Source organism: Shewanella sp. HL-SH4 (assembly GCF_051164845.1).
GTDB lineage: Bacteria > Pseudomonadota > Gammaproteobacteria > Enterobacterales > Shewanellaceae > Shewanella > Shewanella glacialimarina.
This window is the reverse complement of the sequence record NZ_CP195037.1, coordinates 2,888,029-2,910,428: the sequence shown is the minus strand read 5'-3', so window position 1 is coordinate 2,910,428 and position 22,400 is coordinate 2,888,029. Positions and strand designations below refer to the sequence as shown.

At 40.5% G+C, this 22,400-nt stretch carries 15 protein-coding genes; 10 read left to right on the top strand and 5 right to left on the bottom strand.

The genetic code is table 11. From position 1 onward, the window contains the following. Window positions 1-406 precede the first annotated feature (406 nt). Window positions 407-2,425, top strand: a complete 2,019-nt coding sequence (locus ACRWQL_RS13690; RefSeq protein ID WP_434950539.1) for a TonB-dependent receptor domain-containing protein — start codon at window positions 407-409, stop codon at window positions 2,423-2,425. A 177-nt stretch (window positions 2,426-2,602) separates the two neighbouring features. Here ACRWQL_RS13690 and ACRWQL_RS13685 read toward each other — a convergent pair whose 3' ends face one another. Both ACRWQL_RS13685 and ACRWQL_RS13680 read right to left on the bottom strand, forming a co-directional pair. Then, window positions 2,603-2,851 (bottom strand): DUF3297 family protein, encoded by a 249-nt coding sequence (locus ACRWQL_RS13685; protein WP_434939056.1) that lies wholly within the window; start codon window positions 2,849-2,851, stop codon window positions 2,603-2,605. A 337-nt stretch (window positions 2,852-3,188) separates the two neighbouring features. Then, window positions 3,189-4,700 carry a cytochrome-c peroxidase gene (locus tag ACRWQL_RS13680; protein ID WP_434950537.1) on the bottom strand — a complete coding sequence of 504 codons (1,512 nt, stop codon included), beginning with the start codon at window positions 4,698-4,700 and terminating at the stop codon, window positions 3,189-3,191. Window positions 4,701-5,099: 399 nt separating this feature from the next. Here ACRWQL_RS13680 and ACRWQL_RS13675 point away from each other — a divergent pair, with 399 nt between their 5' ends. From ACRWQL_RS13675 to ACRWQL_RS13645, 7 genes are all read left to right on the top strand, one after another. Further along, a complete protein-coding gene (locus tag ACRWQL_RS13675; protein WP_434950536.1) occupies window positions 5,100-6,926 on the top strand; it encodes a S8 family serine peptidase in 1,827 nt (608 codons plus the stop codon). Window positions 6,927-7,236: 310 nt separating this feature from the next. Next, entirely contained in the window at window positions 7,237-8,310 is a 1,074-nt protein-coding gene (locus tag ACRWQL_RS13670; RefSeq protein WP_434950534.1) for a DUF2157 domain-containing protein, read from the top strand. Beyond that, window positions 8,303-9,445 (top strand): DUF4401 domain-containing protein, encoded by a 1,143-nt coding sequence (locus tag ACRWQL_RS13665; RefSeq protein ID WP_434939063.1) that lies wholly within the window; start codon window positions 8,303-8,305, stop codon window positions 9,443-9,445. The genes ACRWQL_RS13670 and ACRWQL_RS13665 overlap by 8 nt, the downstream gene beginning before the upstream one ends. Beyond that, window positions 9,432-9,920: a GDYXXLXY domain-containing protein gene (locus ACRWQL_RS13660; protein ID WP_434950532.1), complete on the top strand. Its 489-nt coding sequence runs from the start codon at window positions 9,432-9,434 to the stop codon at window positions 9,918-9,920. Before ACRWQL_RS13665 ends, ACRWQL_RS13660 begins: the two co-directional genes overlap by 14 nt. A gap of 234 nt (window positions 9,921-10,154) precedes the next feature. Next, window positions 10,155-10,976 carry a hypothetical protein gene (locus tag ACRWQL_RS13655; RefSeq protein WP_434950531.1) on the top strand — a complete coding sequence of 274 codons (822 nt, stop codon included), beginning with the start codon at window positions 10,155-10,157 and terminating at the stop codon, window positions 10,974-10,976. Between the two features lie 129 nt (window positions 10,977-11,105). Next, a complete protein-coding gene (locus ACRWQL_RS13650) occupies window positions 11,106-12,299 on the top strand; it encodes a serine hydrolase domain-containing protein (protein ID WP_434950529.1) in 1,194 nt (397 codons plus the stop codon). Window positions 12,300-12,483: 184 nt separating this feature from the next. Continuing rightward, on the top strand, window positions 12,484-13,485 hold the full coding sequence (locus ACRWQL_RS13645; RefSeq protein WP_434939071.1) for a GGDEF domain-containing protein: 1,002 nt from the start codon (window positions 12,484-12,486) through the stop codon (window positions 13,483-13,485). A 99-nt stretch (window positions 13,486-13,584) separates the two neighbouring features. Here ACRWQL_RS13645 and ACRWQL_RS13640 read toward each other — a convergent pair whose 3' ends face one another. Further along, window positions 13,585-15,186, bottom strand: a complete 1,602-nt coding sequence (locus ACRWQL_RS13640) for a mannan-binding protein (RefSeq protein WP_434950527.1) — start codon at window positions 15,184-15,186, stop codon at window positions 13,585-13,587. 411 nt (window positions 15,187-15,597) lie between these two features. Here ACRWQL_RS13640 and ACRWQL_RS13635 point away from each other — a divergent pair, with 411 nt between their 5' ends. Further along, window positions 15,598-16,056 (top strand): nuclear transport factor 2 family protein, encoded by a 459-nt coding sequence (locus ACRWQL_RS13635; protein WP_434950525.1) that lies wholly within the window; start codon window positions 15,598-15,600, stop codon window positions 16,054-16,056. Window positions 16,057-16,144: 88 nt separating this feature from the next. Here the strand turns inward: ACRWQL_RS13635 and trxC are convergent, their stop codons facing one another. Both trxC and ACRWQL_RS13625 read right to left on the bottom strand, forming a co-directional pair. Beyond that, window positions 16,145-16,567 carry a thioredoxin TrxC gene (gene trxC, locus ACRWQL_RS13630; protein WP_434950523.1) on the bottom strand — a complete coding sequence of 141 codons (423 nt, stop codon included), beginning with the start codon at window positions 16,565-16,567 and terminating at the stop codon, window positions 16,145-16,147. 202 nt (window positions 16,568-16,769) lie between these two features. Further along, entirely contained in the window at window positions 16,770-18,989 is a 2,220-nt protein-coding gene (locus ACRWQL_RS13625; protein WP_434950521.1) for a winged helix-turn-helix domain-containing protein, read from the bottom strand. 404 nt (window positions 18,990-19,393) lie between these two features. On the opposite strand from ACRWQL_RS13625, the gene ACRWQL_RS13620 reads away from it, so the two are divergent. Beyond that, window positions 19,394-22,318: a TonB-dependent receptor domain-containing protein gene (locus ACRWQL_RS13620; RefSeq protein ID WP_434950519.1), complete on the top strand. Its 2,925-nt coding sequence runs from the start codon at window positions 19,394-19,396 to the stop codon at window positions 22,316-22,318. Window positions 22,319-22,400 lie beyond the last annotated feature (82 nt).

Genomic DNA, 22,400 nt, shown 5'->3' with positions numbered 1-22,400 from the left:
CAGTTAATGCCACTCATTTAAGCACTTTGATTACATAAATAGGCCTCAGACTTGTTGCTGAGGCCTATTTATTTATGTATCTGTATTATCGCAAGTTACAGACAAGCACTCGATTCACTTTCATTATTACATTTTATTCCTCTGTAAAAATCATCTCCATTGAGTTTACCAAACAGTCAATAACGCTGGCTGCGTCGTAATTAACGCAGTGTTTGACGTTCCAGATAGAACTCATATTACCGATCGTAAGAAAGTGCCGATTCTATTATTCCCCTGCGCTCACTTTTTTTTACCATCTCGCTAAAAATCTTTACATAAAGTTTACAAGCTTAGGTGACATGTCTCCTTGAACCCTCAAACAATAATAATTATCATTCGCGTAAATTATTATTATGAGAAATACCCTATGCCTACTTTTAGATCTCCTGTTAAATTTTTACCACCCATTCAACACTGTGCATCGATCCCCAATCGACTTTCCCATCAGCACTTTGCACGGTCATTGTTAGCCTGTGCCATAACATGCGGCTTGCTCATACCTTCCACCTTAGTTCTTGCTAATGATGCCCAAACAACACCGGCGAAAGATAAGATTGAACGTATGGTGATTACTGCAACTCAAACCCAGCATTCAGAGTTAATGGCTCCTGCATCTGTGTCTGTGGTCACAAGGGAAGAGTTAGATGAATTAGTCATAGATGATTTAGCCGATGCAGTGCGTTATTTACAAGGCGTCAATATTAGCGAAGGCACGCCATATGGACGCAATGAAATCAGTTTGCGTGGACTGGATTCTGACTACACCCTGATTTTAATTAATGGCAGACGCATCAACTCACGTGAAGCGTTAACTTCAAGTTATGGTAACGATTTTGATTTATCTTCTATCCCAATGTCGGCTATTGAGCGCATTGAAGTAGTCCGCGGCCCTATGTCATCTTTATATGGTTCAGAAGCATTAGGCGGGGTCGTTAACGTTATTTTGCGTCAGCCGACTCCAGAGTGGCAAACCAGTGTTGGTGTACAGTACGATACGCCCACAAGTGGTGACGGAGGTGACACTACTACTTACAATCTGTACACCAGCGGCGCGTTAATCAAAGACAAACTTTTAGCTAACTTGATAATAGACAGCAGCGAACGTGATGCCTGGCGCTCAGACTTAAAACCTAATGTCGATGCACTAGAGGATAGAAAGAAAATCAGTGTATTAACAAATCTGCAGTGGCTTATTAGCGATGAACAAAATTTACAATTAGACCTGAGTTACGCCGACGATGACCGTGAATCTGATTGGAATAACTGGGGTACTATTCTCACCAACTATCAAACGGCTGAACGTATTAGCAGTGGTTTGAGCCATAATGGTCATTGGAATTGGGGTGACACCCGTTTACGTTATTATCATGAAAAGGTTGAAGTTACTGATCACTCCGCATTAATTAGCGAAATCGGCTATATTACGCAAACTAACGATACGATTGATGGCCAAGCCACGGTATTAGTGGGAAACCATATGCTAACCGGTGGCGGTGAATATCGCTGGACTCAGCTAGATAACACGCGCAATATTTCAGGTGATGGTCAATTAGACGATACGCAGTCAGCGCTGTATTTACAGGATGAATTTAGCTTAGGTGAGCTGAATATTACCTTAGGTGGTCGCGTCGACCATCATGACATTTACGGTACACAATTTAGCCCTCGAGCATATTTAGTTTATAGCTTAACATCGGATTGGGTCATTAAAGGTGGCGGTGGCAAAGCGTTTAAGGCGCCTAACATGTCACAATCTCAACCTGATTACATCATCCCTGCTTGTCGCGGTGCCTGTAATGTCATAGGTAATGCTGACTTAGAAGCTGAAACCTCAGTTAACTATGAATTATCGACGCAATATCAAACCGATACATTTGGCGGCACCCTAACTTATTTCCATAATGATGTTGAAAATAAAATCATCACAGAGTCCTGGAACCGCACACCGGGCGCAGTACTTACCTATCACAACGTAAACCAAGCAAAAATTAACGGCTGGGAAGCCAATGCTTGGTATGATCTGACTCAAGATTTAAGCCTAAACGCGAATTACAGTAAAACTAACGCCGAAGACAAACAAAGTGGCGATCCGTTTACCTTAACCCCAGAAGACAGTTACAGCGTGCAGGTCAAATGGCTTGCTCTTGAAGGGTTATCAACCTTCGTGGGTTATCATTACACGGGTGAACAATATCTGCGCACCAAAGTGAAATCAGAAGGCTATGGCAGCGTGGATTTAGGTGCTCACTACCAAATAACACCTATGTTTACTGTAAAAATGGGGATGACTAACTTATTAGATGAAGAACGCGATCAAGTAGCAACTGATCTTGATTACATCCAAAAAAGTCGCAGCGTTTATGCCGGTATAAGAGCCAACTTCTAACGCTTGATGAAGCTGGTCTTGATAGAGCTAGGACTTGATTAAATCAGGAAACAGCTCACAAAAGCAGCCTGAATTTTACTAAAAAAAAGCGAACCCATGGGTTCGCTTTTTTATACATTCAATAATTAGCTGCAATCATCACTAGCACATTCACTAGCGACAAAAATAATACTCAGATTACTTATAAAATGCTTCAACTTTACCTTTCATCGTCATTGTCAATGGTTGGCCACGGCGATCTAACGCTTTGCCAGCTGGGACTTTTACCCAACCTTCACTGATACAATACTCTTCAACATCAAAACGCTCTTTACCGTTTAAGGTAATGCCAATTTCATGTTCAAAAATAGCAGCCACATGGTGTGGGCTACGTGGGTTAACGCTTAAGCGATCTGGTAAAGCAGGTTGTGAAGTTGTATCGTTCATAGTCGTTGTCTGTTGTGAATAAAGCGTGCGTCATTGTAGGCAATACACGCTTGATGCTCAATAGCGGCAGCGATAAATGTGATTGCTAAAGCCATTTAGGTGAAGATAATAACCGTATCAAACAGGTAAATGTTTTGAAAATGGCTTGTTCACCCCGACTTTTTAACCCGAGCGGCGGTGATTTATCTTAAAACTCCCACGACACATCGATATTCACTTTAACTAAGATGGCGTTAACTCAATGTTAAACATTGCAGTTTTTATCCACTGAATAAGACCGATATCAATAAAAAACAGGGGCCATATAGACCCCTGTTTTTTATTGTGCCAGTGATTATTACTGGCTGAATTTAGCCTGTAACCTTAAACCATCGGGATCGGCTATTGCATCATTAGGTACCCATTTATCTAAACAGGCATCTGTTGCTGTATTAGCAATACACTTATCTGTCAGGGTATTTAAAAATGCCATCAATTGAGATACTTGCTCATCACTTAACATAATATCTTCAATAACATTATCTACTCCTGCAACTCTATCGCTGATTAGCTTTTCAATAGCCTCTTGGGTGTTTTCAGCCATGTTATTGGTTTGTACACCTACCTGAGTCACGTTATCCGATACCGAATAGTTGGTTACCGCAGTTTCTGGATTCAAATGATGACGCACGACCGCTTCTAAAGATGAATACGCACCATTATGCCCATAAGGTAGCGTCACGCTCACATTCAATAATGAAGGTGTTCTGAAGGCAAATTTATCAGTTGCCTGCTTAGTCACTTTAAAGCGTCCAAAATCATTTGTGCCAGTCACACCATCGCCTTTGCCTCGGCCAATTTGTGGCATAGCAATATTGTAGTACAACTCATCAGTGAAAAAATCACCACTGTGGCAACTTGCACAATTCGCACCACCTTCAGCTTGAGTGGCAAAAAACAATTTAGCGCCATTTTTAGCAGTAATATCGATAGCATCATCATCACCTGCTACAAAGTCACGCCATGGGTTGTCAACAAACACCTGCGAACGTTCATATTCACCGATCGCCTGAAACACATTCGATTTGTTAATTAGCGACTCAGCAGTTCCTGCAGCATCTTCAAAACCTAACTGAAAGGCAGCTAACCATTGATTTGTGGTTAAATCTGCATTATCACCTCTTAATCTAGCAACTAAGTAATCTCTTATACCTTCATTAGTTAAATCACTTTTATGGTGACCTTTCATCTCTTCATTTGAAGTCACCGGGAAACGCGCTTGAGCGGCGGTCAAGTTCAACGCTTGAGGATCTGGCGTTTCTCTGTTTGCTGAGTCTGGGGTCAGTGTTTGCGTGCCACTGCCATTGGTACCGGCTGTGCCTTCAATACTTTCAATTCGACCATCATGAAATATGGTTTTATCCCACAAACCTATGTTAAACGTGGTGGGTGCATTACGTGGCACTGTTGGGCCACCATCAAAATGTGTCCCATCTGAACGGTGTTCACGCTCCGCCCCAAGTAGTTCAGGATCTATCGCCTCAACACCTATTGATAAAGCTAATGCATCTCCGCCCCCCAAAGCAGGATGATGGCAACTGACACAGGCAACATCCATTTCGCCGCTCAACGCTTTACTAAAAAACAATTGCATACCTAATGTGACTAAAGGGGTGCCGACTTGAGGTAAATCACGACCACTACTCGGATCGCCCGTTAATGCTAATTTGCTAACTAAACTTCTTACATCTTGAGTAACTTTGCTGATCTGTGCAGCCGATGAGTCATCCTTTGTATTATTATCATTACAACCGCCTAATAGAATTAAGCTCGCTATTGCTATAGCGTTAAGTTTGAAATGGGTTGGCATATATGTTTTCCGTTGGATGAGTGGACAAATCTGAGTATAACCACGCCACCTTGTTAAGCAAATGTTAAACGATGTAACAAAATAATTCTTAAAAAATTAATGACTTATTTATAAAAACAATCGCACAATTAATCACAAAAAACACATAAAGTACTGAAAAGAAGTAACTCTTTAAAAATTAACCTTATAAAACAACACTTCATAAACTCATGTGGATATTTTAAAATTTGCATAAAAGTATTTTAAAGCAATATTAAGTTAAAAAATTGTTAAAAACAATACCTTATGCTACTTTCTACTGAGTTAGATAGAAAGACCTTAAACAATAAGTACTATCAAAGCTTGCAAAGACAGGCTGATGTAGTGGTGGTAAAAACAATAACTAAAAAGAGAAAAACAATGAAATTATCTATACTTTCAAGTGCAATGTTAGCTCTAACTGTAGGCGTTTGTGCCTCATCACAGGCAGCAGATGATCGTTATGTCATTCAAGTAGATCAACAAAAAAAAGGCATTGTTAAAGCCTTAGCAAAGCAATTAGGCGCGCAAATCCATGTTGATGGCGACGGCTTTATCGCTGCCACATTTAGTGGTAAAGACTTAGAACAAGTAAAAGGGCTATTAAACAATCCCCACGTTAAACTTGTTGAATTAGATCAACCACGTCATTTAATGTCTGTATTTGCTGATGACAGCGGCAACCCAATGGCCCAGCAAATAACACCTTATGCGGTATATCAATCACAAGCTAACCAAGTCACCTTTAACCCTAATGCAGGCATTAAAGTGTGTATCATCGATTCAGGGTTAGACCGTAGCAATACTGATTTTGAGTGGAACAATATTTCCGGTGATAATGATTCAGGCACAGGTAGCTGGGATGTTAACGGTGGCCCACATGGTACTCACGTAGCGGGAACCATTGCAGCAGCAGATAATGGTTTTGGTGTTGTCGGTATGGCACCAGGTGTCGATTTACACATCATTAAAGTATTCAATGAAGCAGGCTGGGGCTATTCATCAGATTTAGCAAAAGCGGCAAATTTATGTAGTGCAGCGGGTGCTAAAATTATCAGTATGAGCCTAGGTGGTGGCGGTTCTAACGCCACTGAATCAAATGCATTTAAAGCGTTTACTGACGCAGGTGGTTTAGTCGTTGCCGCAGCAGGTAATGATGGTAACAATGTACGCTCTTACCCAGCAGGTTATCCATCAGTAATGATGATTGGTGCTAATGATGCCAATAATAACATTGCTGATTTTTCTCAATTCCCAACTTGTACCTCAGGTAGTGGTCGTCGTGCAACTACAGATGAAACCATTTGTGTTGAAGTCACCGCCGGTGGCGTAGACACTTTATCTACTTATCCAGCAGGCATGGCTACGGCATCAAGCTTGACTGTCGATGGCGTTTTTGTTGCTTCCTCTGCAATGGAAAATTCTGGCAATGTCACTGGCTCAACTTATTATATGGGTACGGCAGAAGCAGTAGACAGCGGCGCAAATGGTAATGTATGTATTATCGATCGTGGCGTTATTTCTTTCTACGATAAAGTAGCAAACTGTGAAGCATCTGGTGGTGTTGGCGCAGTGCTTATTAATAATGCCCCAGGCATGCTTTACGGTACATTAGGCGATGCTAACGCAACTTCAATCCCTGCAGTTGGTGCAGCGTTTGAAGACCGAGCAACTTTACTTGCGGCATCAAGTGTTAATATTAATATTGGTACATCTGATTTTGGCTTTATGAGCGGAACTTCAATGGCGACACCTGCGGTTTCAGGTATTGCCGCATTAGTTTGGTCACAGCACAATGAATGTACCGGTACTGAAATTAGAAAAGCACTTAAAGCAACCGCTCAAGATGCTGGCGCGTCAGGTAAAGATGATTACTTTGGATACGGTATTGTTAAAGCTGCTGCAGCGCATGCGTATTTAACGGCTAATGGTTGTGCAGGCGGCGTAACACCTCCACCTACTGGCGGCGATATTACTTTAAGCTTGAATGGCGTGAAGAGTAAAGGTGCTAAGTTTATCAACTTAAGCTTTGCTGGATTGTCAGGTAACAATGTCGATGTTTATCGTAACGGCACTAAAGTCACCACCACCGCCAATGATGGTGCTCACACCGATTCATTAAACACCAAATCAACCCTTAACTACACTTACAAAGTTTGTGAAGCCGCTACTGCTACCTGTAGTGCTGACAAATCAATCACTTTCTAAGCATCATAATTAATGGCGCAAACGGCATAAAGTAAGCGCCATTTAACAATATAAAAAGCCAGGAAACTGGCTTTTTTTATGACATAAATATATCCATTGAATCAAAAACTCACTACGTCCCATCAAATAGGCATACTTTTAGATGATTATGATTGCTATATTGGCCATTGTTTTTCATTATGACCATAGATCACCAAGGAGTTTCGCCAAGCAATATTTAGGTGATATCTACCATGAATGGGCCACAGTGCGTCACCCAAAAATCGTCAAACAGTGTTAATCATCCGCGGCATAATTCCAAGGAAAAGGAATGATAATCAGAAAACGTTCAGAAATATGGCAATGGTTTACTGAGGGTAAAATAGCCCCCAACAATCTTAACGCCGCCATGCTAGTCGCCTACCCTTATCCCAATGAACACAATTGGCTGCAACTCATCGCTAATCTAGTGCTGTTTGTTGGCATTTTATTGCTTGGGGCTGGAATAATATTTTTTATGGCATTTAATTGGGATGCGTTAGCCAACCTGACTAAATTTGCGATTATTGAAAGCTTATTTGTCGTCTTTATTGGCGGGTTTTATCTCGCTAATGGTGTGGCAAATACCTCAAAACCACCTAAGTTTAGTGCGCTAAACGCAGGCTGGAACTTACCCAACGCCATGTTATTAGGTGCCAGTATCATGGTCGGCGCACTACTCGCATTAGTCGGGCAAACCTATCAAACAGGTGCTGATCCCTGGCAGTTGTTTGCCCTGTGGGCTGTGTTCATTTTACCCTTTGCTGTTATCGCAGGGTTTGATCTGTTGTGGCTACTTGTTGCGGTGTTGTTGAACGTAAGCTTGGGCATTTACTTTGATTCATTCTCACATGTGTTTGGGCTATTACTGGAAGATATTCAAATTATTGCCATTTTTGGCTTAGTTAATTTATCTATTCACCTACTATTTACCCTTGCTCGCAAGCTAACATGGCAAGCTCAGTTACGTTTTCAGTGCCCAGCAGTTGAGGCCACCAGCTTATTAGCAAGTATTGTCAGCTTAACTTGGCTGATGATTTGGGTTATTTTTGATTTCAAATCCACCGTCAACTTGGGTTACTACTGGTTACTGTATTTAACGATAATGGCCGCTATTTTTGGCTGGTATCGTTACCGTTCGCCTGCGCTTTACCCACTCACCTTAGTATTTACCAGCCTCTGCGCGACCATAGTGTCACTACTATCAAGGGGCTTATTTGAAAGTCATGATCCCATCGGGATCTTCTTATTGATTGCCATGATCATTGTCGGTCTCACCAGCGGCTGCTTATATTGGCTAAAGCAAATACAAACAGAGTTCACCGCAAAAGCCCAACTTAGTCATAAGGATGCCAGCGATGAGTAAGCCAACAAATAGCCCAGCCCAAGGGTCGCAAGCACAATTATGGCAATCACTATTTAATCAGGGACTGGTTGGCAACGACATAGCACCTGATACTCCGTTATCAAGTCCCTGGTATATTATAGGTGCCCAAATTATTGGCGGTTGGATAGCAGCCTTGTTTATATTGGCATTTGTATTAGCGAGTATTGCCTCTGTCGGCGACAAGGAACTGTCGATACTGGTGATGGGTATACTCATTACACTTGGCTGTGTAACCTATTATCGCGTGGGTAAAAGTAATCAAGAGTTTGTGCTGCAAATGGTATTCGCCTTCAGTATATCTGGCCAACTTATGCTACTTTGGGGAATTTACGACGCGCTAAAACATACTGATGATGGCATCATAGCGTTAATGTATGCTCTGGTTTTTGCCTTACATTGGTGGCTTATTCCGCACAAGGCCAACCAATTTATCGCTGCCATAGCAATGGTACCCAGCGTGCTAGCGATATTGGCAATTTACCAACTCAGCCAACTTATTCTGCCGCTGTTAATTGTCAGTTTAATGCTAGTGTGGTCGCAGCTTTATCGATGGCCACAGTGTTATCAACGTCTGCGCGTATTAGGTTACGCCCTGAGCCTTAATTTACTGTTTGCTAACTTTGCCTTGTCAGATATGGGCCGATGGATCGACCTTCCCGAAGTACTGATGGCATTTGACGCCCGCTTTAGTCAATACCTTGCTGTTGCTATGGTACTGTTATCTGCACTGTGGTTAATCCACCAAGTATTTAATCAGTTAAGCACCCAGCCTATTGAGCTAACAAACACAGCACAGCTTAGCCGAGTTAAATTTATCGCCATCTTAAGCGCAATATTAATCAGTTTATTATCCATTCCCATGGCGGGGATAAGTACAGCGTTATTGATGCTGTTATTAGGTTACTTCTACAATGAACTCAAACTCCTTGCACTTGCCATCTGCGCATTAGTTAGCTTTATCGGCCTATATTACTACTCGCTGCACATTAACTTATTCGACAAATCATTATGGTTAATGGCCAGTGGTGTGGTGTTATTGCTGATCCGCTTGACGATGGCTTTATCGATTGGCAAAACAATCGCAAACAAGGAGCTACGCCATGACCTTAAGTAAAAGCGCGATTGGGGTGACACTCAGTGCTTTAGCCATATTGGCACTAGTAAACTTCAGCATTTATCAGCAAGAACAGCAGCTTGCAAACGGAGATATTGTGGTATTTGAACTTGCGCCAGTCGACCCTCGCTCGTTAATGCAGGGCGACTATATGGCACTCAACTACCAAATAACCAACCAAATTAACCAAGCAAATGACCTAGAAAACCATGATGGTTTGTTTATCGTTACCCTAGCACAACATCAACTTGCCCAATTTGAAGCCCTTTACCAAGGTCAAACCTTACAGCCAAATCAACAGTTAATTCAATATCGGGTGAGAAGCGGCAGAGTAAAACTCGCCAGTAATGCTTTTTTCTTTGAAGAGGGCCGAGCAGAAGAGTTTGCTAAAGCCAAATATGGCGAGTTTAGGGTTAACCCTGCGGGAAAACTACTGCTGAGTAACATGTTAGATAAAGACTTTAAGCGAATTTAACACCGTCGCCAGAAGTACAATAGCTGATGTTAAATCCACTAAATTTACAATGAATTTCTTCAGCCAAATTTAACTTGACCCGAAACAGTCCCAGATCCGAATAGCGCTACACTTAGTTTATTAAAAATTGTTCGCTCCAACAGACAAACATGAGGTTGGATTAAGGCAAGGCCGCAGGTAAACTACAGACTATTTTATACCTTTGTTTTAACTGTATTTTAATTAAGGATGATGATGATATTTATAAGTCATTTTATTGGTACTGTCGTTGAAGGAATGATGGACAGCAAAACAGAAAAGCTATTGGAAACAATCCTACCTGTTTTAAAAGAAAGCAATTGGGTAAGTGAAGATGTCGATGAAGACATTGAACCAAACGAAGTGGCCGAGCACATTAGAGCACATGCTGATCGTATTGTGATGTTTGACTGTGAATGCATTGAAAACGATGATGATTATGCAGGTCTGCTGGCGATGTTTGTTGAGAACGCCAAGCTAAGCGATAAAGTATCCGACATACGGTCTAGTTACATTGACAATCAAGCCACCATTTCATGCACGGTTGATGGCAAAGTCTTAACAGGCGCGTGGTCACAAAAATCTGACTGGGTTGAAGCTGAGTTTTTTACTTTTACCAATGCCCTCTTTAGCGAACACTTTAACCTGCATTTCTCTGTTCTACCCAGTGAAGATCAATGTGCTGAATGTATTCTATTAGACGCTGAAAACGGAAAGGTTCTCACTGAATTTTTTGAACGAGTATCAGGTAATTACGATCCCGATGAAGTGTCAGGTAACACAATATTACTGACTATTTTCACCGCTGTTTCCGGCTTGATCATTTTCACCATAATAGGTTGGTTCCTTGTCGGCTTCTGGCCTAGTTTCGGGGGCAACTTATTGTTCTGGCTAATTTTTACGGTGTATTTCTCATTCAAAACCGTCAATAACCAAGAAGAGCAAGAATTGCTTGAAGAAAATCTACAACAAAACCCTGAGCTGATTGGCCAAATGGTTGTTGATATGGTGGACGAGCTTAAAAAGCACAAGAAATAAACCTGATAATAGCGCCCGCTATGCACACAATAGTGGTTAACGCTTCTCTCACAGCTAACCATTTGATTTATGTTTCGCATGACGGTAAGTTATTGTCAGTAAATAAATTTAATCCATTTGGGGTCATCAATGTCGTCTTTGTTAAAGTTCATCAAAGGTGCTGTTTTAAGCATTCTTGTTGTTATCATCATTATTGTTGGATTTAATTGGCAAAGCGTTAATCGCTTGTACAGCGTGATCACCCTATTTGATGATGCCTTAATCGTCGATAATTTTTCACACATGAACGATATCTTTTTTAACCAGAAAATTAACCAACATGGCGAGCCTTCTGCCTTTGGCGTTAACTTAACGCCTTTACCAGAGACATTTAACTATCGAAACCAAACAACCCACTCAAACGAGTTTCTCACGCGCCGGGCAACAACGGCATTGCTGGTGCTTAAAGACGACAACATTACCTTTGAACAATATTTTTTAGGCACCCAAAGTGATGACAAACGCATCTCCTGGTCAATGGCGAAATCATTTGTATCGATACTATTCGGTATGCAGGTTGATGCAGGCAAAATTGATATTGAAAAAAGCGTCGATTTTTATCTACCGGAACTAGCAAGTTCTGGTTATGCCAATGTGAAAGTAAAACACGTTTTACAAATGTCATCCGGGGTTAAGTGGAATGAAGATTACCAAGACTTCTATTCTGACATTAATAAAATGGGTCGTGTGCTGGCCATTGGTGGTTCGTTAGATAAAATGACTAGTGAGCTGGTTAATCAGTCCCCTCCAGGTAAAGTGTTTCGTTATGTCAGCATGGATACCCATGTTATTGGCATGATTACAAGACGAGTTTCAGGTAAATCATTAGTCGAGCTTTTACAAACCACTATGTGGGACAAAATAGGCATGCAAAGCGATGCCTACTGGCTAACAGACTCCCAAGGTTCTGCTTTCGCATTAGGTGGCTTGAATTTAACAACCCGCGACTATGCCCGCTTTGGCCGTTTATTGCTCAATAATGGCGTATACAAGGGGCAACAGATTATTTCACAAGATTGGATAAAAGCCGCCACAACAGCACAGGCTGACTATCTACAACCACAAGCAGATAAACTCGGTTACGGTTACCAAATTTGGTTGCCACCCGGCGCTGAAGCGGGTGAGTTTTTTTGTGTCGGGGTCTACGGCCAATATATTTACATCAATCAGCAACACAATGTCGTCATCGTCAAAAATAGCGCAGATTTAGGCTTTCAAGACAGCTTAATCTCTAAGCATGAAACTATTGCCTTTTTCCGGGAAATTGTCGCGTCACTGGAGTAGCGTGTTCGATAAGTGCTAGCCACAACAGCTGGCCCATAGACTAATAAATGTAAATTAAAATCAATTGATTACCAAATAAAATAATTGGTTTTTAGGCATGTTTTTTTAAGTTTATTCACTCAGTTTTTCAAATAAAAGCTATGATGCAATAATATAAAAACGACTAATTTGACATGGATACGTTATGCATATAATAAAGTTGGATAAAACCTATCGGCTTAGAAAAAAAGTGTTAATAGGCACCTGCTGTGTATTGAGTGTCATTGGTTTATTTTTAGGTCTATTTAACTTATTTAGAGAAGCCAGCAATCCAGTGTTAGCGGCTTTTCAGCTAATGTACTCTTTGCTATCTCTTGTAGTAATGCATCGTGCTTTAAATGAACGCCATCAACTTTGGCAAGTGCATCTATACGTTTATAGCCTTACAGCATTGATTATTTTTGCTGTTTATATCGCAGACTTAAACAGCTTTCGGTTTTGCTGGGCGCTGGTTATCCCTTTGCTGTACTTTCTTATACTGGGTAAAAAAACAGCCGCTATTCCTACCAGTATTTTGCTGCTGTTTTCAGTGTTCGATATCAGCGTAAAGTCGGAAGTGATTTTCCCATCTATGCTAATTAACTTTGTATGCAGTTATCTTATTGTGTGGATCGTATCTTATGTATATGAAACGAACAGAGAGAACTCAGAAAGAGAGTTACAAGAGTTAGCCTTGCTTGACCCTCTTACCCAAAGCTATAACCGTTTGGGTTTATCAAAACAGTTCCAAGAAATGTCAGAAAAATCTAATACTTCAATGTTTATCTTGTTATTAGACCTTGATTACTTTAAAGAAATAAATGACAACTATGGCCATGAAGCTGGGGATATTATCCTTAAAGAATGTGCCTCCCAAATTCGTCTTATCGCCAATCATCACTGTACTTTTAGAATAGGTGGCGAAGAGTTTTGTGTCATAGTTGAAGCTGAAGAATTAGCCGAAGCATTAGCGTTAGCGGAATCTATTCGGCTAAAAATTAGTCAACATAAATTCAAATTTGAAGATCAGGTATTGCCCATAACCTTAAGTATAGGCATAGCCAAATTTGAAGCAGAAATGACGCTATCTAGTGCGCTATCACAAGCAGATGCACAGCTCTATGAAGCTAAACACTTAGGTAGAAATAGGGTTGCTTATCAAGAGTGATGGGCACGACAATAAATCTTTATGTCTATAATCGCTAAAGCGACGAACATGAAATAAAAACAGTTAGTGATAGAACTAACTGTTTTATCGTCATCAACATTATTTATTACAACAACCACAAACGGTTTGCGGTAATTGCGCACCAGTACTGGCACTTTGATTTGTCCATTGACCATTCCACTTAAGTTTCGAAGAAGAGTTAGTACAGGTACTGGGGCAGTCTGCCTTAGCCTGTACCTGACTATTAATAGTATTAGATGCTTGCACATCCAGACACTGATTCGAGCCCACTGCGATATCATCGAAAATATGACTTAAACTGTTAGATGTAGTATTACTTGAAGTGCTTGCCGTACCGGTATAATTATGACAACCAAAACAATTAGACACAAAACCTGCTGAAGGCGATGATGCAGATGCTAGATTTTTTTGATCTGGATTAAGATTTATAGCTGCGGTATTTACATCTTGATATTCAGTTTCAGCCACAGTATTAGCGAGTCTTAGTGACCCTCTTTGATTACCAATCTGCGACACTGGCTGACCATTTTCAGGGGTAATATAAGAGCCCTCAGTAATATCACTGACCCACAAAGCCCCCACATTAAAGTAGTTTGCCAATACTTTAAAATCACCCGTTAAATAAGGCTGCACATTAGCATTAAGGGTTTTAATCGAACCGGTATTTTCATCAAAATTTGCATCCCCAAGTGACGAACCATAAGGATACATACGACAAATTTCTGTTGCTGCGCCAGTGATGTCCGTTTGTTTAGTTGGGTTATTAAAATCACAATTTGCCTTGTTATCTTTTAAGCTAGCCGTACAGGCTTGACTTGCAAAAGACCAATCAGTGGTCGACTCGGGCAAGGTACAGTCTGGCGAGTTTTGTTTATGCTCAAAGGTGGCCCAAATAAACTCAGGGTGATTAGGGGTCGCGACAGCGATATGAAAGCCCACCATACCCAGCTGAGTGGTTTTGCTGTCCTTTTGGTCTGCTTTAACCGGCGTAATGTTGGCATCCATAGTGATGAATTTACTTGGGTCATCATTAGCGCCAAGCACTTTCCAGGCGGTTTTAAGCTCAGTGGTTCCACCAGGAAAATTCTGCTTTTGCTGTATAGCCTTTACATCACACATGTTTTTACTAAAACGAACATCATAATAGACCACATTTTCATTTTGATCGTAAATAGTCGCGCCTCCACCAGCTTGGCCTATACGCTCAGGGATCGTAAAAGTGGTGCCGTTTTCTTGTGGTTTTGTTGAGCGAATAAACAATACATGTGAGTCATGCTTATCATCACAGGAGTTGGCTGGGGTGCCATCAGTATTCACTTCAAGTTCATTAAATTGACTGGTATCTTGAAAGTTGAGCACATCTGGATTCGTTTGTGACTTCGCCATTAAGTAACTAAAGGTTTGCCAGGAAAACTGATAAAAGTCGCAAAAAGAACTGTCCCCAGGACCATTACTTTGTTTCACTTCCGCAGGCAAGCTTGGTGTTGTAAACCAGCTGGCATCTGCACTGCAATTAAATCCAGCAGGAGCAGTTAGTTTACTCTTGGCTATATCCGCCATAGCCACTGACCCTGTTTTTTCATATGCTGCTTGGTTAGCTTGGGCAATACTGGTGCCCGATACGCACAACACTAAGCTACTGACTAATGAGCTTATATTCCTTTTAGAGAATCTATTCATACTATATTCCTTTATATAAATTATCACTGATTGCCCTTAGGTAGTAACCAGCCTCTTCATATGCATAGCCTGCATATTGCTCACAATGACTTGCAAGCGTTATGACTATAGTCAAGATTACTTAACGTGAACCTTCTAATATTATTCTGTATTAAAATCATTAACTAACATCCTGGTAGAGAAGCATTTATGCCATGAATAGACCTGGCTTTCAGCAAGCGACTTGACCGAACAGCGGCATATCTAACAAATAAGACGGTTTATCGATGTAAATCTATAGTGGCTTAAGATGATGGTAAATAACGATATTTATACTATGTCTACATCTGTACTATATTAATGAAAGCTCAACTTGTTTGATCAAGGAGTTATCATGCACCCTGTTGCTCACGACTCTAGGAATAGAATAAAATGACCAAGATCGCCCTAGTTTTATTAGTATTTTTCTCAATGACAGCAGTTGCTGATGACCTAATACTTACGGACAAAATGAAAGCCTTAGATACAGAGGTATTTGAATCATTTAATCGTTGTCAAAGTCCGGATGAGCTGGAAAAACATGCTAGTTTTTTTGCATCTGATGTTGAGTTCTATCACGATAATGGCGGGGTAACTTGGGATCGTGACAGCATGATAGCCAACACCAAAAATAATGCATGTGGTCATTACAGCCGAAAACTGGTTGAGGGAACTTTCAACGTACATTCGATTAAGGACTTTGGCGCCATCACTGAAGGGGGGCATATTTTTTGTCAAAGTAAGACGAATGAATGTGAAGGTAAAGCTAAGTTTGTGATGGTTTGGCACAAGGTTAACGATAAGTGGCAAATTACCCGAGTATTAAGTTACGGCCACAGCGAGAATGACTAACCTGAACTAGATTCGCCATAACAAAACGCGACATCTTATTGTCGCGTTTATGATTATCTCAATATTGGCCTATCAAAAACCTAAAAGGCTATTTTACTGACTCTAGCCATTGGTTGAATGATGATGCTGGCATGGCACCTGATTGCTGTGCAATTATTTTGCCTTGCTTAAATACCATTAAGGTTGGGATAGATCGGATATTGAATTGAGCCGATAATGCTTGCTGCTCTTCTGTGTTAAGTTTACCAAAGCGAAATGTGGGCTCCCATGTTTTAGCTGCTTGAGTAAATACTGGGGCAAAGCTTTTACAAGGACCGCACCAACTGGCCCAAAAATCGACCACTAATGGCAATTCTGATTTGTTCGCATGGTAGCTAAAGTTAGCCGCAGTAAGCGCTATCGGCTCGCCCACAAATAGGCTTTGCTTACACTTACCGCAAGTAGGTTGTTGTTCAAGGCGATCCTGTGGCACGCGATTTAAAGTATCGCAATGGGGACAAGCTATGATCATGTTTAGTCCTTTCTAACTTCATTATTGGCATAATAAACAATTCAGTATAAGTACGAAAAATTATAAAAAATGGTTTAAAAAATTACCACTTGAGGTGATATTCATCAAAAATATGCCCTCTATAATATCTCTTGAAAGCAGATACAACTCATCAATAAACCATTCAGATATAAAATTCAGTTAAAATCGACGGTACTATTTTTCAGTGCATCCAGATTTTACTGACATCGGATTCATCGCGTATCTGCCGCTGTATTAAAATATTGAGTGACGATGAAATCGAGAAAATAGGTGCATCTGTAATGTTAAAATAATATACAGGCTGCTTAATCCCGATTTTCAGATTCAATTTCTCTATATGCAATTTATCCTGACTGATAGGCATGTAATAAAGAAACTCATTTTCTATTTGCCACATTCCTTGGCCGCTGTTGGCCTCAACGCCTAAATAGTCAATTTTGTGGGTAGCTAAGTTGTATACGCCGATGTCGCTGCTGTTATGCTGACTGAAATATAATTTTTCATCCACTATTTGAAAGTGGGCAATAGAGGCGGGCAAGACAACTTCATTCTGAGTATGATTACTCAGATTATAAAAGGTCAATTCATTATTATTTTGGCCTTTTAAAACCGCTAACTCGGTATTATTTACCCATCCGATTTGTTGTGAGTTAAGTATATCGATTTCGGTTAAATTAGCATCATCAAATGAATAAATTACAATAGCGCGCTTGGTCGTCATCACAATATGTGAATCATCAGGTGACCATTGTATTGGCTTTATTAATAGTTCGTGTCCTGGCAATGGTATTTTGCTAATCGAACTATCATTACGACTTAACCAGACTTCATTGCTTCCAGTTCTATTACTAAAAAAAATAAACTGTTCAGAATGATGAGAAAAAACAGGCATAAATTCGTCTCGCGATGATATTGCCACCGGCTGCTCATTACCATCACTTGCAACCTTGATCAAATTAGTGCGAGTTTGACCATGACTAACATAAATATTATCGCCATCTACAGCATTGAGTAATGTAATGTCCTTTATGTCGGTTACGACTTCTGTTCGAGCCATACCTGTTGAATCAGTGGTAAATAACTGCCCAGATTCTAACCACATAAAGTTACCATTATCTAACCAAAGTACGGCATTAATGTTTACACCAGGAAGTATGATACTGCGTTGAGCGATTAATGATGAATTAGAAAACACATTTAACTGCGTTTGGTTGTTGATTAAATTACGACTCAGCAGCGCTATTTCATCACCGCTAGGTGAAAATTGAATGCTAATAAATTTTAAGTGCACATCAGAAAATGCTCGACTGACACTAGGTGGTTGTTGAGGTAAATTAACATCAATAGTCATGGTACTAATGCCTTGGTCTTCTGTCGCAGTCACAATTTGTATTGTGGAGCTATTGATCCAACGTTGATTAACCACATTGCCCAAGCCGCATGGATACTGTTTTAGCAGGGCTAAAGAATGAAAATCAAACACATTAAGTTGGCACCCTCTCAAGTTTAAACGTTCATTTTTACGCAAAAAAACACTCATGTATTCTAGATTAGGCGACAATTTAGGAAAACGAATAGTGTCTGCACTTTTATGTAAAACAGCTTGTTTTTCGTTATGCTTATTATTGGCAATGACAGTATATTCAGGCCCATCTCTATTGATATAAACAACCCAATCTCGCGATGTACTGGTGTCATATTCAGCACCTGGTAGGTAAGTATATGCCTCACTAGTTAATTGCTGAGTTTTACCCTTTAACCATGTTGAAATTGATGATGCAGATAATACTGTTATTGATCCTATAACGAGTAGCAGTAACATTAAGCTTGTGATAAAACGTTTTTTTGTGTTGGATGGATTATCAGCTTGCTCACTGTCTATACTAACCGATGTTGAATTTGATATAGCTGTTGGGTTTGATATAGCTGTCGGATTTGGTATGGATATTGAATTTGATATAGCTGTTGGGTTTGATATGGCTTTAAGATTTGATATCGCTACCAAAGGAGAAAGCACAGTGTTTTCTGATGTTTTATCTGGTGCACTTTCGAACGCGATTAGATTGTCTGCTTCAACAACCTTCACACACAGGCGATAACCTGTACGAGGTAATGTTTGTATGTATTCAATGTTTGGATCTAACTGCGCAATAACTGCACGTAACTGTGATACCGCTCTATTAATGGCATTATCACTGACAATTCTGCTCTGCCACACATGAGTTATCAATTCTTCTCTATTGACAATTTTATGATGACTACGGCAAAAATAGTACAGTAACTGAAATGATTGAGGCTTAAGTTGGACAAATTTATCCGCATGTAAAGCGAGAGTTTGTGTTGAAAAATCTAACGTTAAGCTATTTATTTTATAATTTTTATTTGCTAAGAGCATATCCATTCCGTCGCCACCCAGTGCAATAACAATCCTTTGTTAAATCATATGAAATCAGTAATAAATCACTTTTCACTCATTATATTCGTTTACGTATTTGTTACTCTCGCATGTCAACAATGGATAAACAAAATAATTGACCTGTTCCATCTTTATTGTTGTACCTGGATATTTTCAAGCGAGCCGCGTGCTCGCTTTTTTTTTAGATAATTAACAATGGCGGCGATAATAGCAAATCAATAACAAAAATCACCATATATCACAATCTAATCACCAAAAATCACCAAAAAATCACCTTTTGATTGTTGTTTGTCACACTCCGTTAACAGATGCTCTGCACAAGCCAATTGAAAGTGCATTGGACCCAACAAACAACAAAAATAAAAATGGTTATCAGGGAGTATTACCACATGAAAAAAACACAAATGGTGCTAGCAATTAAAATGGCACTACTTGGTGTAACTGTTTCTTCTTCGGGCATAGTGTATGCCGCAGAGGTTACAGAAGGCGCAAATAATAAAGTAGAACGTATCGCTGTGACTGGTTCTCGTATCAAACGTACCGATTTAGAAACCGCACAACCATTGTTAAATATCAGTCGTGAAGATATTGACCGTTCTGGTTTAAGTAGTCTATCTAACCTACTAAAAGAAGTGTCGACTAACGGCGCATCACTAGGTTTACAAACCAACAACGGCAACACAGGTGGCGCAGCAACGGTTAGCTTACGTAACTGTGGTTCAGCAAGAACACTCGTGTTAATTAATGGCCGTCGTTGGATCCCGCAATTAGGTGGTAACGTTGACGTATCAACAATTCCATTAGCTGCGGTTGAGCGTATTGAGATATTAAAAGACGGCGCAGCAGCAAACTACGGTACGGACGCAATCTGTGGTGTGGTTAACGTTATTACTCGTAATGACTTTGAAGGCGCTGAATTTGCCGGCACAATCGGCGGCTACGAGCAAGGCGGTGGCCAGCAAGAAACGGCTTCTATTACCTTGGGTAGTCAAGGTGAAAAGACCTCTATTTTAATGAACGTAGCTTACACTCAACAGCAAGAAATTTTGGGTGGCGAACGCGACATTTCTTCTGTGCCTATTTATAACCTTCCAGCTAATATTTCTGGTTCTGGTGGCCGTGCAAGTCCAACAACACCTTATGGACAATATACCGCCACTGTTGATGGTGTTAAAGGTTCATATACCTTAGACCCAAACAAACAGGGTTGTGTTGCTAACCAAGACTGTACCAGCGTAGGTGACTTTAGACTATATGACCGTTTAAGTGATGGTTATAACTTTGCGCCAGTAAACTATGTGCAACAGCCTTCTGAAACAACCAGCTTATACTTACAAGCAGCACATCTGTTAAGTGATGATATAACCGCTAAAGCAGATGTAATGTACTCAAAAAGAAGTTCTGAAGCGCAATTAGCTGCACAGCCAATGAGCCGTTTAGCGATTTCTAAAGATTCGACTTATAACCCATTTGAGCAAGATATTGTTGGTGCGACATTCCGCCCTATCGTTGCACCTCGCTCATTTGCTGCAGATGTAGATACATGGCGCGTAAGTGGTGGACTTGAGGGTGATTTTGAGCTAGCAGATCGTTCTTTTTACTGGGATGCATTTGCCGCATTCTCTGAAACTAGTTCTGTATTCTTAAAAAATGGTTTCTTTGATACTAACAAGGTTAACAAAGCATTAGGTGCGTCAAGCATTACAAACGGTGTAGCAACCTGTAATGGTGATGCTGCATGTGTGCCATTAAATATTTTTGGTGGTCCAGAAGGTGTCACACCTGAAATGCTTAAATATATTTCTGTATCACCTCGCAACTTAGCGTCACAATCATTACACAACTACGGTGCCAGCCTTGGGGGTGATATAGTTGAGCTACCTGCGGGTATGTTAGCTATGGTTGCGGGTGTTGAATATCAACGCCATGCGGGTTACGATTCGCCCGATCCTTTAACGGTTGCGGGTCAAGTTTTAGGTGACAATGCCTCACAACCAACTGAAGGTGGTTTCTCGGTATCAGAAGCATTCGCTGAAGCGGCTATTCCACTTCTAGCAGACCTACCGTTTGTTAAAAAAGTAGAGTTTAATGCTGCGGTACGTGTATCAGATTACTCAAACTTTGGTAACACAACTAACCCAAGCTTTAAACTAACCTACTCACCAAATGATGACCTAATGTTCCGCGCGAGTACTAGCGACGGTTTCCGTGCGCCATCGTTAACAGACCTATACAGTGGTCAGAATGAGTCTCGCCCATCGGCGACCGACCCATGTGATATCGACTCTGTTGCTTATACTAACTCTGCGCAAACGCGTGCTAACTGTTTAGCCGCTGGCGTAAGCCCTACGTTTAAGCAAAAAGATCCACAATTCCGTGCGAAAGTAGGTGGTAACCCAGAGCTACAACCAGAAACATCAACATCAAAAATTCTTGGTTTTGTGTATAACCCTAGTCAAATTGAAGGCCTAGGCTTAACGTTAGATTGGTATAACGTACAAATTGAGAACGCTATTGGTACTAACACGGCGCAATCTATTGCTGACCGTTGTTACATCCAAGGTATCACCCAATATTGTGGTTTAATTAGCCGTGATATGGTTGGCACGCAAAATGGCAACCCAGGCGAAATTTCAAACTTATTAGCATTATCTCAAAACTTTGTTGGTGGTCTTGAAACCGAAGGTTATGACTTAAATGTTACCTACCAGTTCACTACTTCTATTGGTGAATGGCAAGTTAACTGGGACTCAACTTATGTTGATTATGCTGGTGATATAGGTAAACCACAAGAAGGTGAAGTTAACGTTGATGGTAATATTTCAGACGGTAATTATGTTGGTAAGTTAACACCTGGCGCATCAGGCGGCGGCAGTGAGTTCAGAGTTAAATCGAACCTAACATTAGGTTGGAATAATGATGACTACTTCGCTTCGGTAACGGCTCAGTTTTTATCTAAGCAAACCGAAACCTGTTCAAACGTTATTACTGTTGCAAATGGTTTAAACCAACCTGAACTAATTGGTTTATGTAGTAATCCTGACAATATGGAAACCAGTTATGCCTTTAAACCAGGTACTACTGAAGTGGTTGCCACAGAAGTATCTGCACCAGAAAATGAACTATCTCCAACAGTTTATTTTGATACTCAAGCGGGTTGGAATACGCCATGGGAGAGCACTGTATCAGTAGGTATTCGTAACCTATTCGATAAAGAGCCACCACTAGCATACTCAGCCTTTGCTAATACTTACGATCCGTCGTACCGTATTCCTGGTCGCTACTTGTATGCTTCATTCAAACAACGCTTCTAAACTTAACATCATGACTTTAAAAAGGTATTGTTAAAGTCATTATGTGCAAAAAAAGACCCTTTTTAGGGTCTTTTTTATTAGC

Bases quoted from the DNA above. Each gene is read 5' to 3' on its own strand.
- ACRWQL_RS13655 (WP_434950531.1), top strand. From the start codon at position 10,155: ATGATATTTATAAGTCATTTTATTGGTACTGTCGTTGAAGGAATGATG.
- trxC (WP_434950523.1), bottom strand. From the start codon at position 16,567: ATGATCATAGCTTGTCCCCATTGCGATACTTTAAATCGCGTGCCACAG.
- ACRWQL_RS13675 (WP_434950536.1), top strand. From the start codon at position 5,100: ATGAAATTATCTATACTTTCAAGTGCAATGTTAGCTCTAACTGTAGGC.
- ACRWQL_RS13640 (WP_434950527.1), bottom strand. From the start codon at position 15,186: ATGAATAGATTCTCTAAAAGGAATATAAGCTCATTAGTCAGTAGCTTA.
- ACRWQL_RS13690 (WP_434950539.1), top strand. From the start codon at position 407: ATGCCTACTTTTAGATCTCCTGTTAAATTTTTACCACCCATTCAACAC.
- ACRWQL_RS13620 (WP_434950519.1), top strand. From the start codon at position 19,394: ATGAAAAAAACACAAATGGTGCTAGCAATTAAAATGGCACTACTTGGT.
- ACRWQL_RS13685 (WP_434939056.1), bottom strand. From the start codon at position 2,851: ATGAACGATACAACTTCACAACCTGCTTTACCAGATCGCTTAAGCGTT.
- ACRWQL_RS13650 (WP_434950529.1), top strand. From the start codon at position 11,106: ATGTCGTCTTTGTTAAAGTTCATCAAAGGTGCTGTTTTAAGCATTCTT.
- ACRWQL_RS13635 (WP_434950525.1), top strand. From the start codon at position 15,598: ATGACCAAGATCGCCCTAGTTTTATTAGTATTTTTCTCAATGACAGCA.
- ACRWQL_RS13680 (WP_434950537.1), bottom strand. From the start codon at position 4,700: ATGCCAACCCATTTCAAACTTAACGCTATAGCAATAGCGAGCTTAATT.
- ACRWQL_RS13625 (WP_434950521.1), bottom strand. From the start codon at position 18,989: ATGGATATGCTCTTAGCAAATAAAAATTATAAAATAAATAGCTTAACG.
- ACRWQL_RS13660 (WP_434950532.1), top strand. From the start codon at position 9,432: ATGACCTTAAGTAAAAGCGCGATTGGGGTGACACTCAGTGCTTTAGCC.
- ACRWQL_RS13645 (WP_434939071.1), top strand. From the start codon at position 12,484: ATGCATATAATAAAGTTGGATAAAACCTATCGGCTTAGAAAAAAAGTG.
- ACRWQL_RS13670 (WP_434950534.1), top strand. From the start codon at position 7,237: ATGATAATCAGAAAACGTTCAGAAATATGGCAATGGTTTACTGAGGGT.
- ACRWQL_RS13665 (WP_434939063.1), top strand. From the start codon at position 8,303: ATGAGTAAGCCAACAAATAGCCCAGCCCAAGGGTCGCAAGCACAATTA.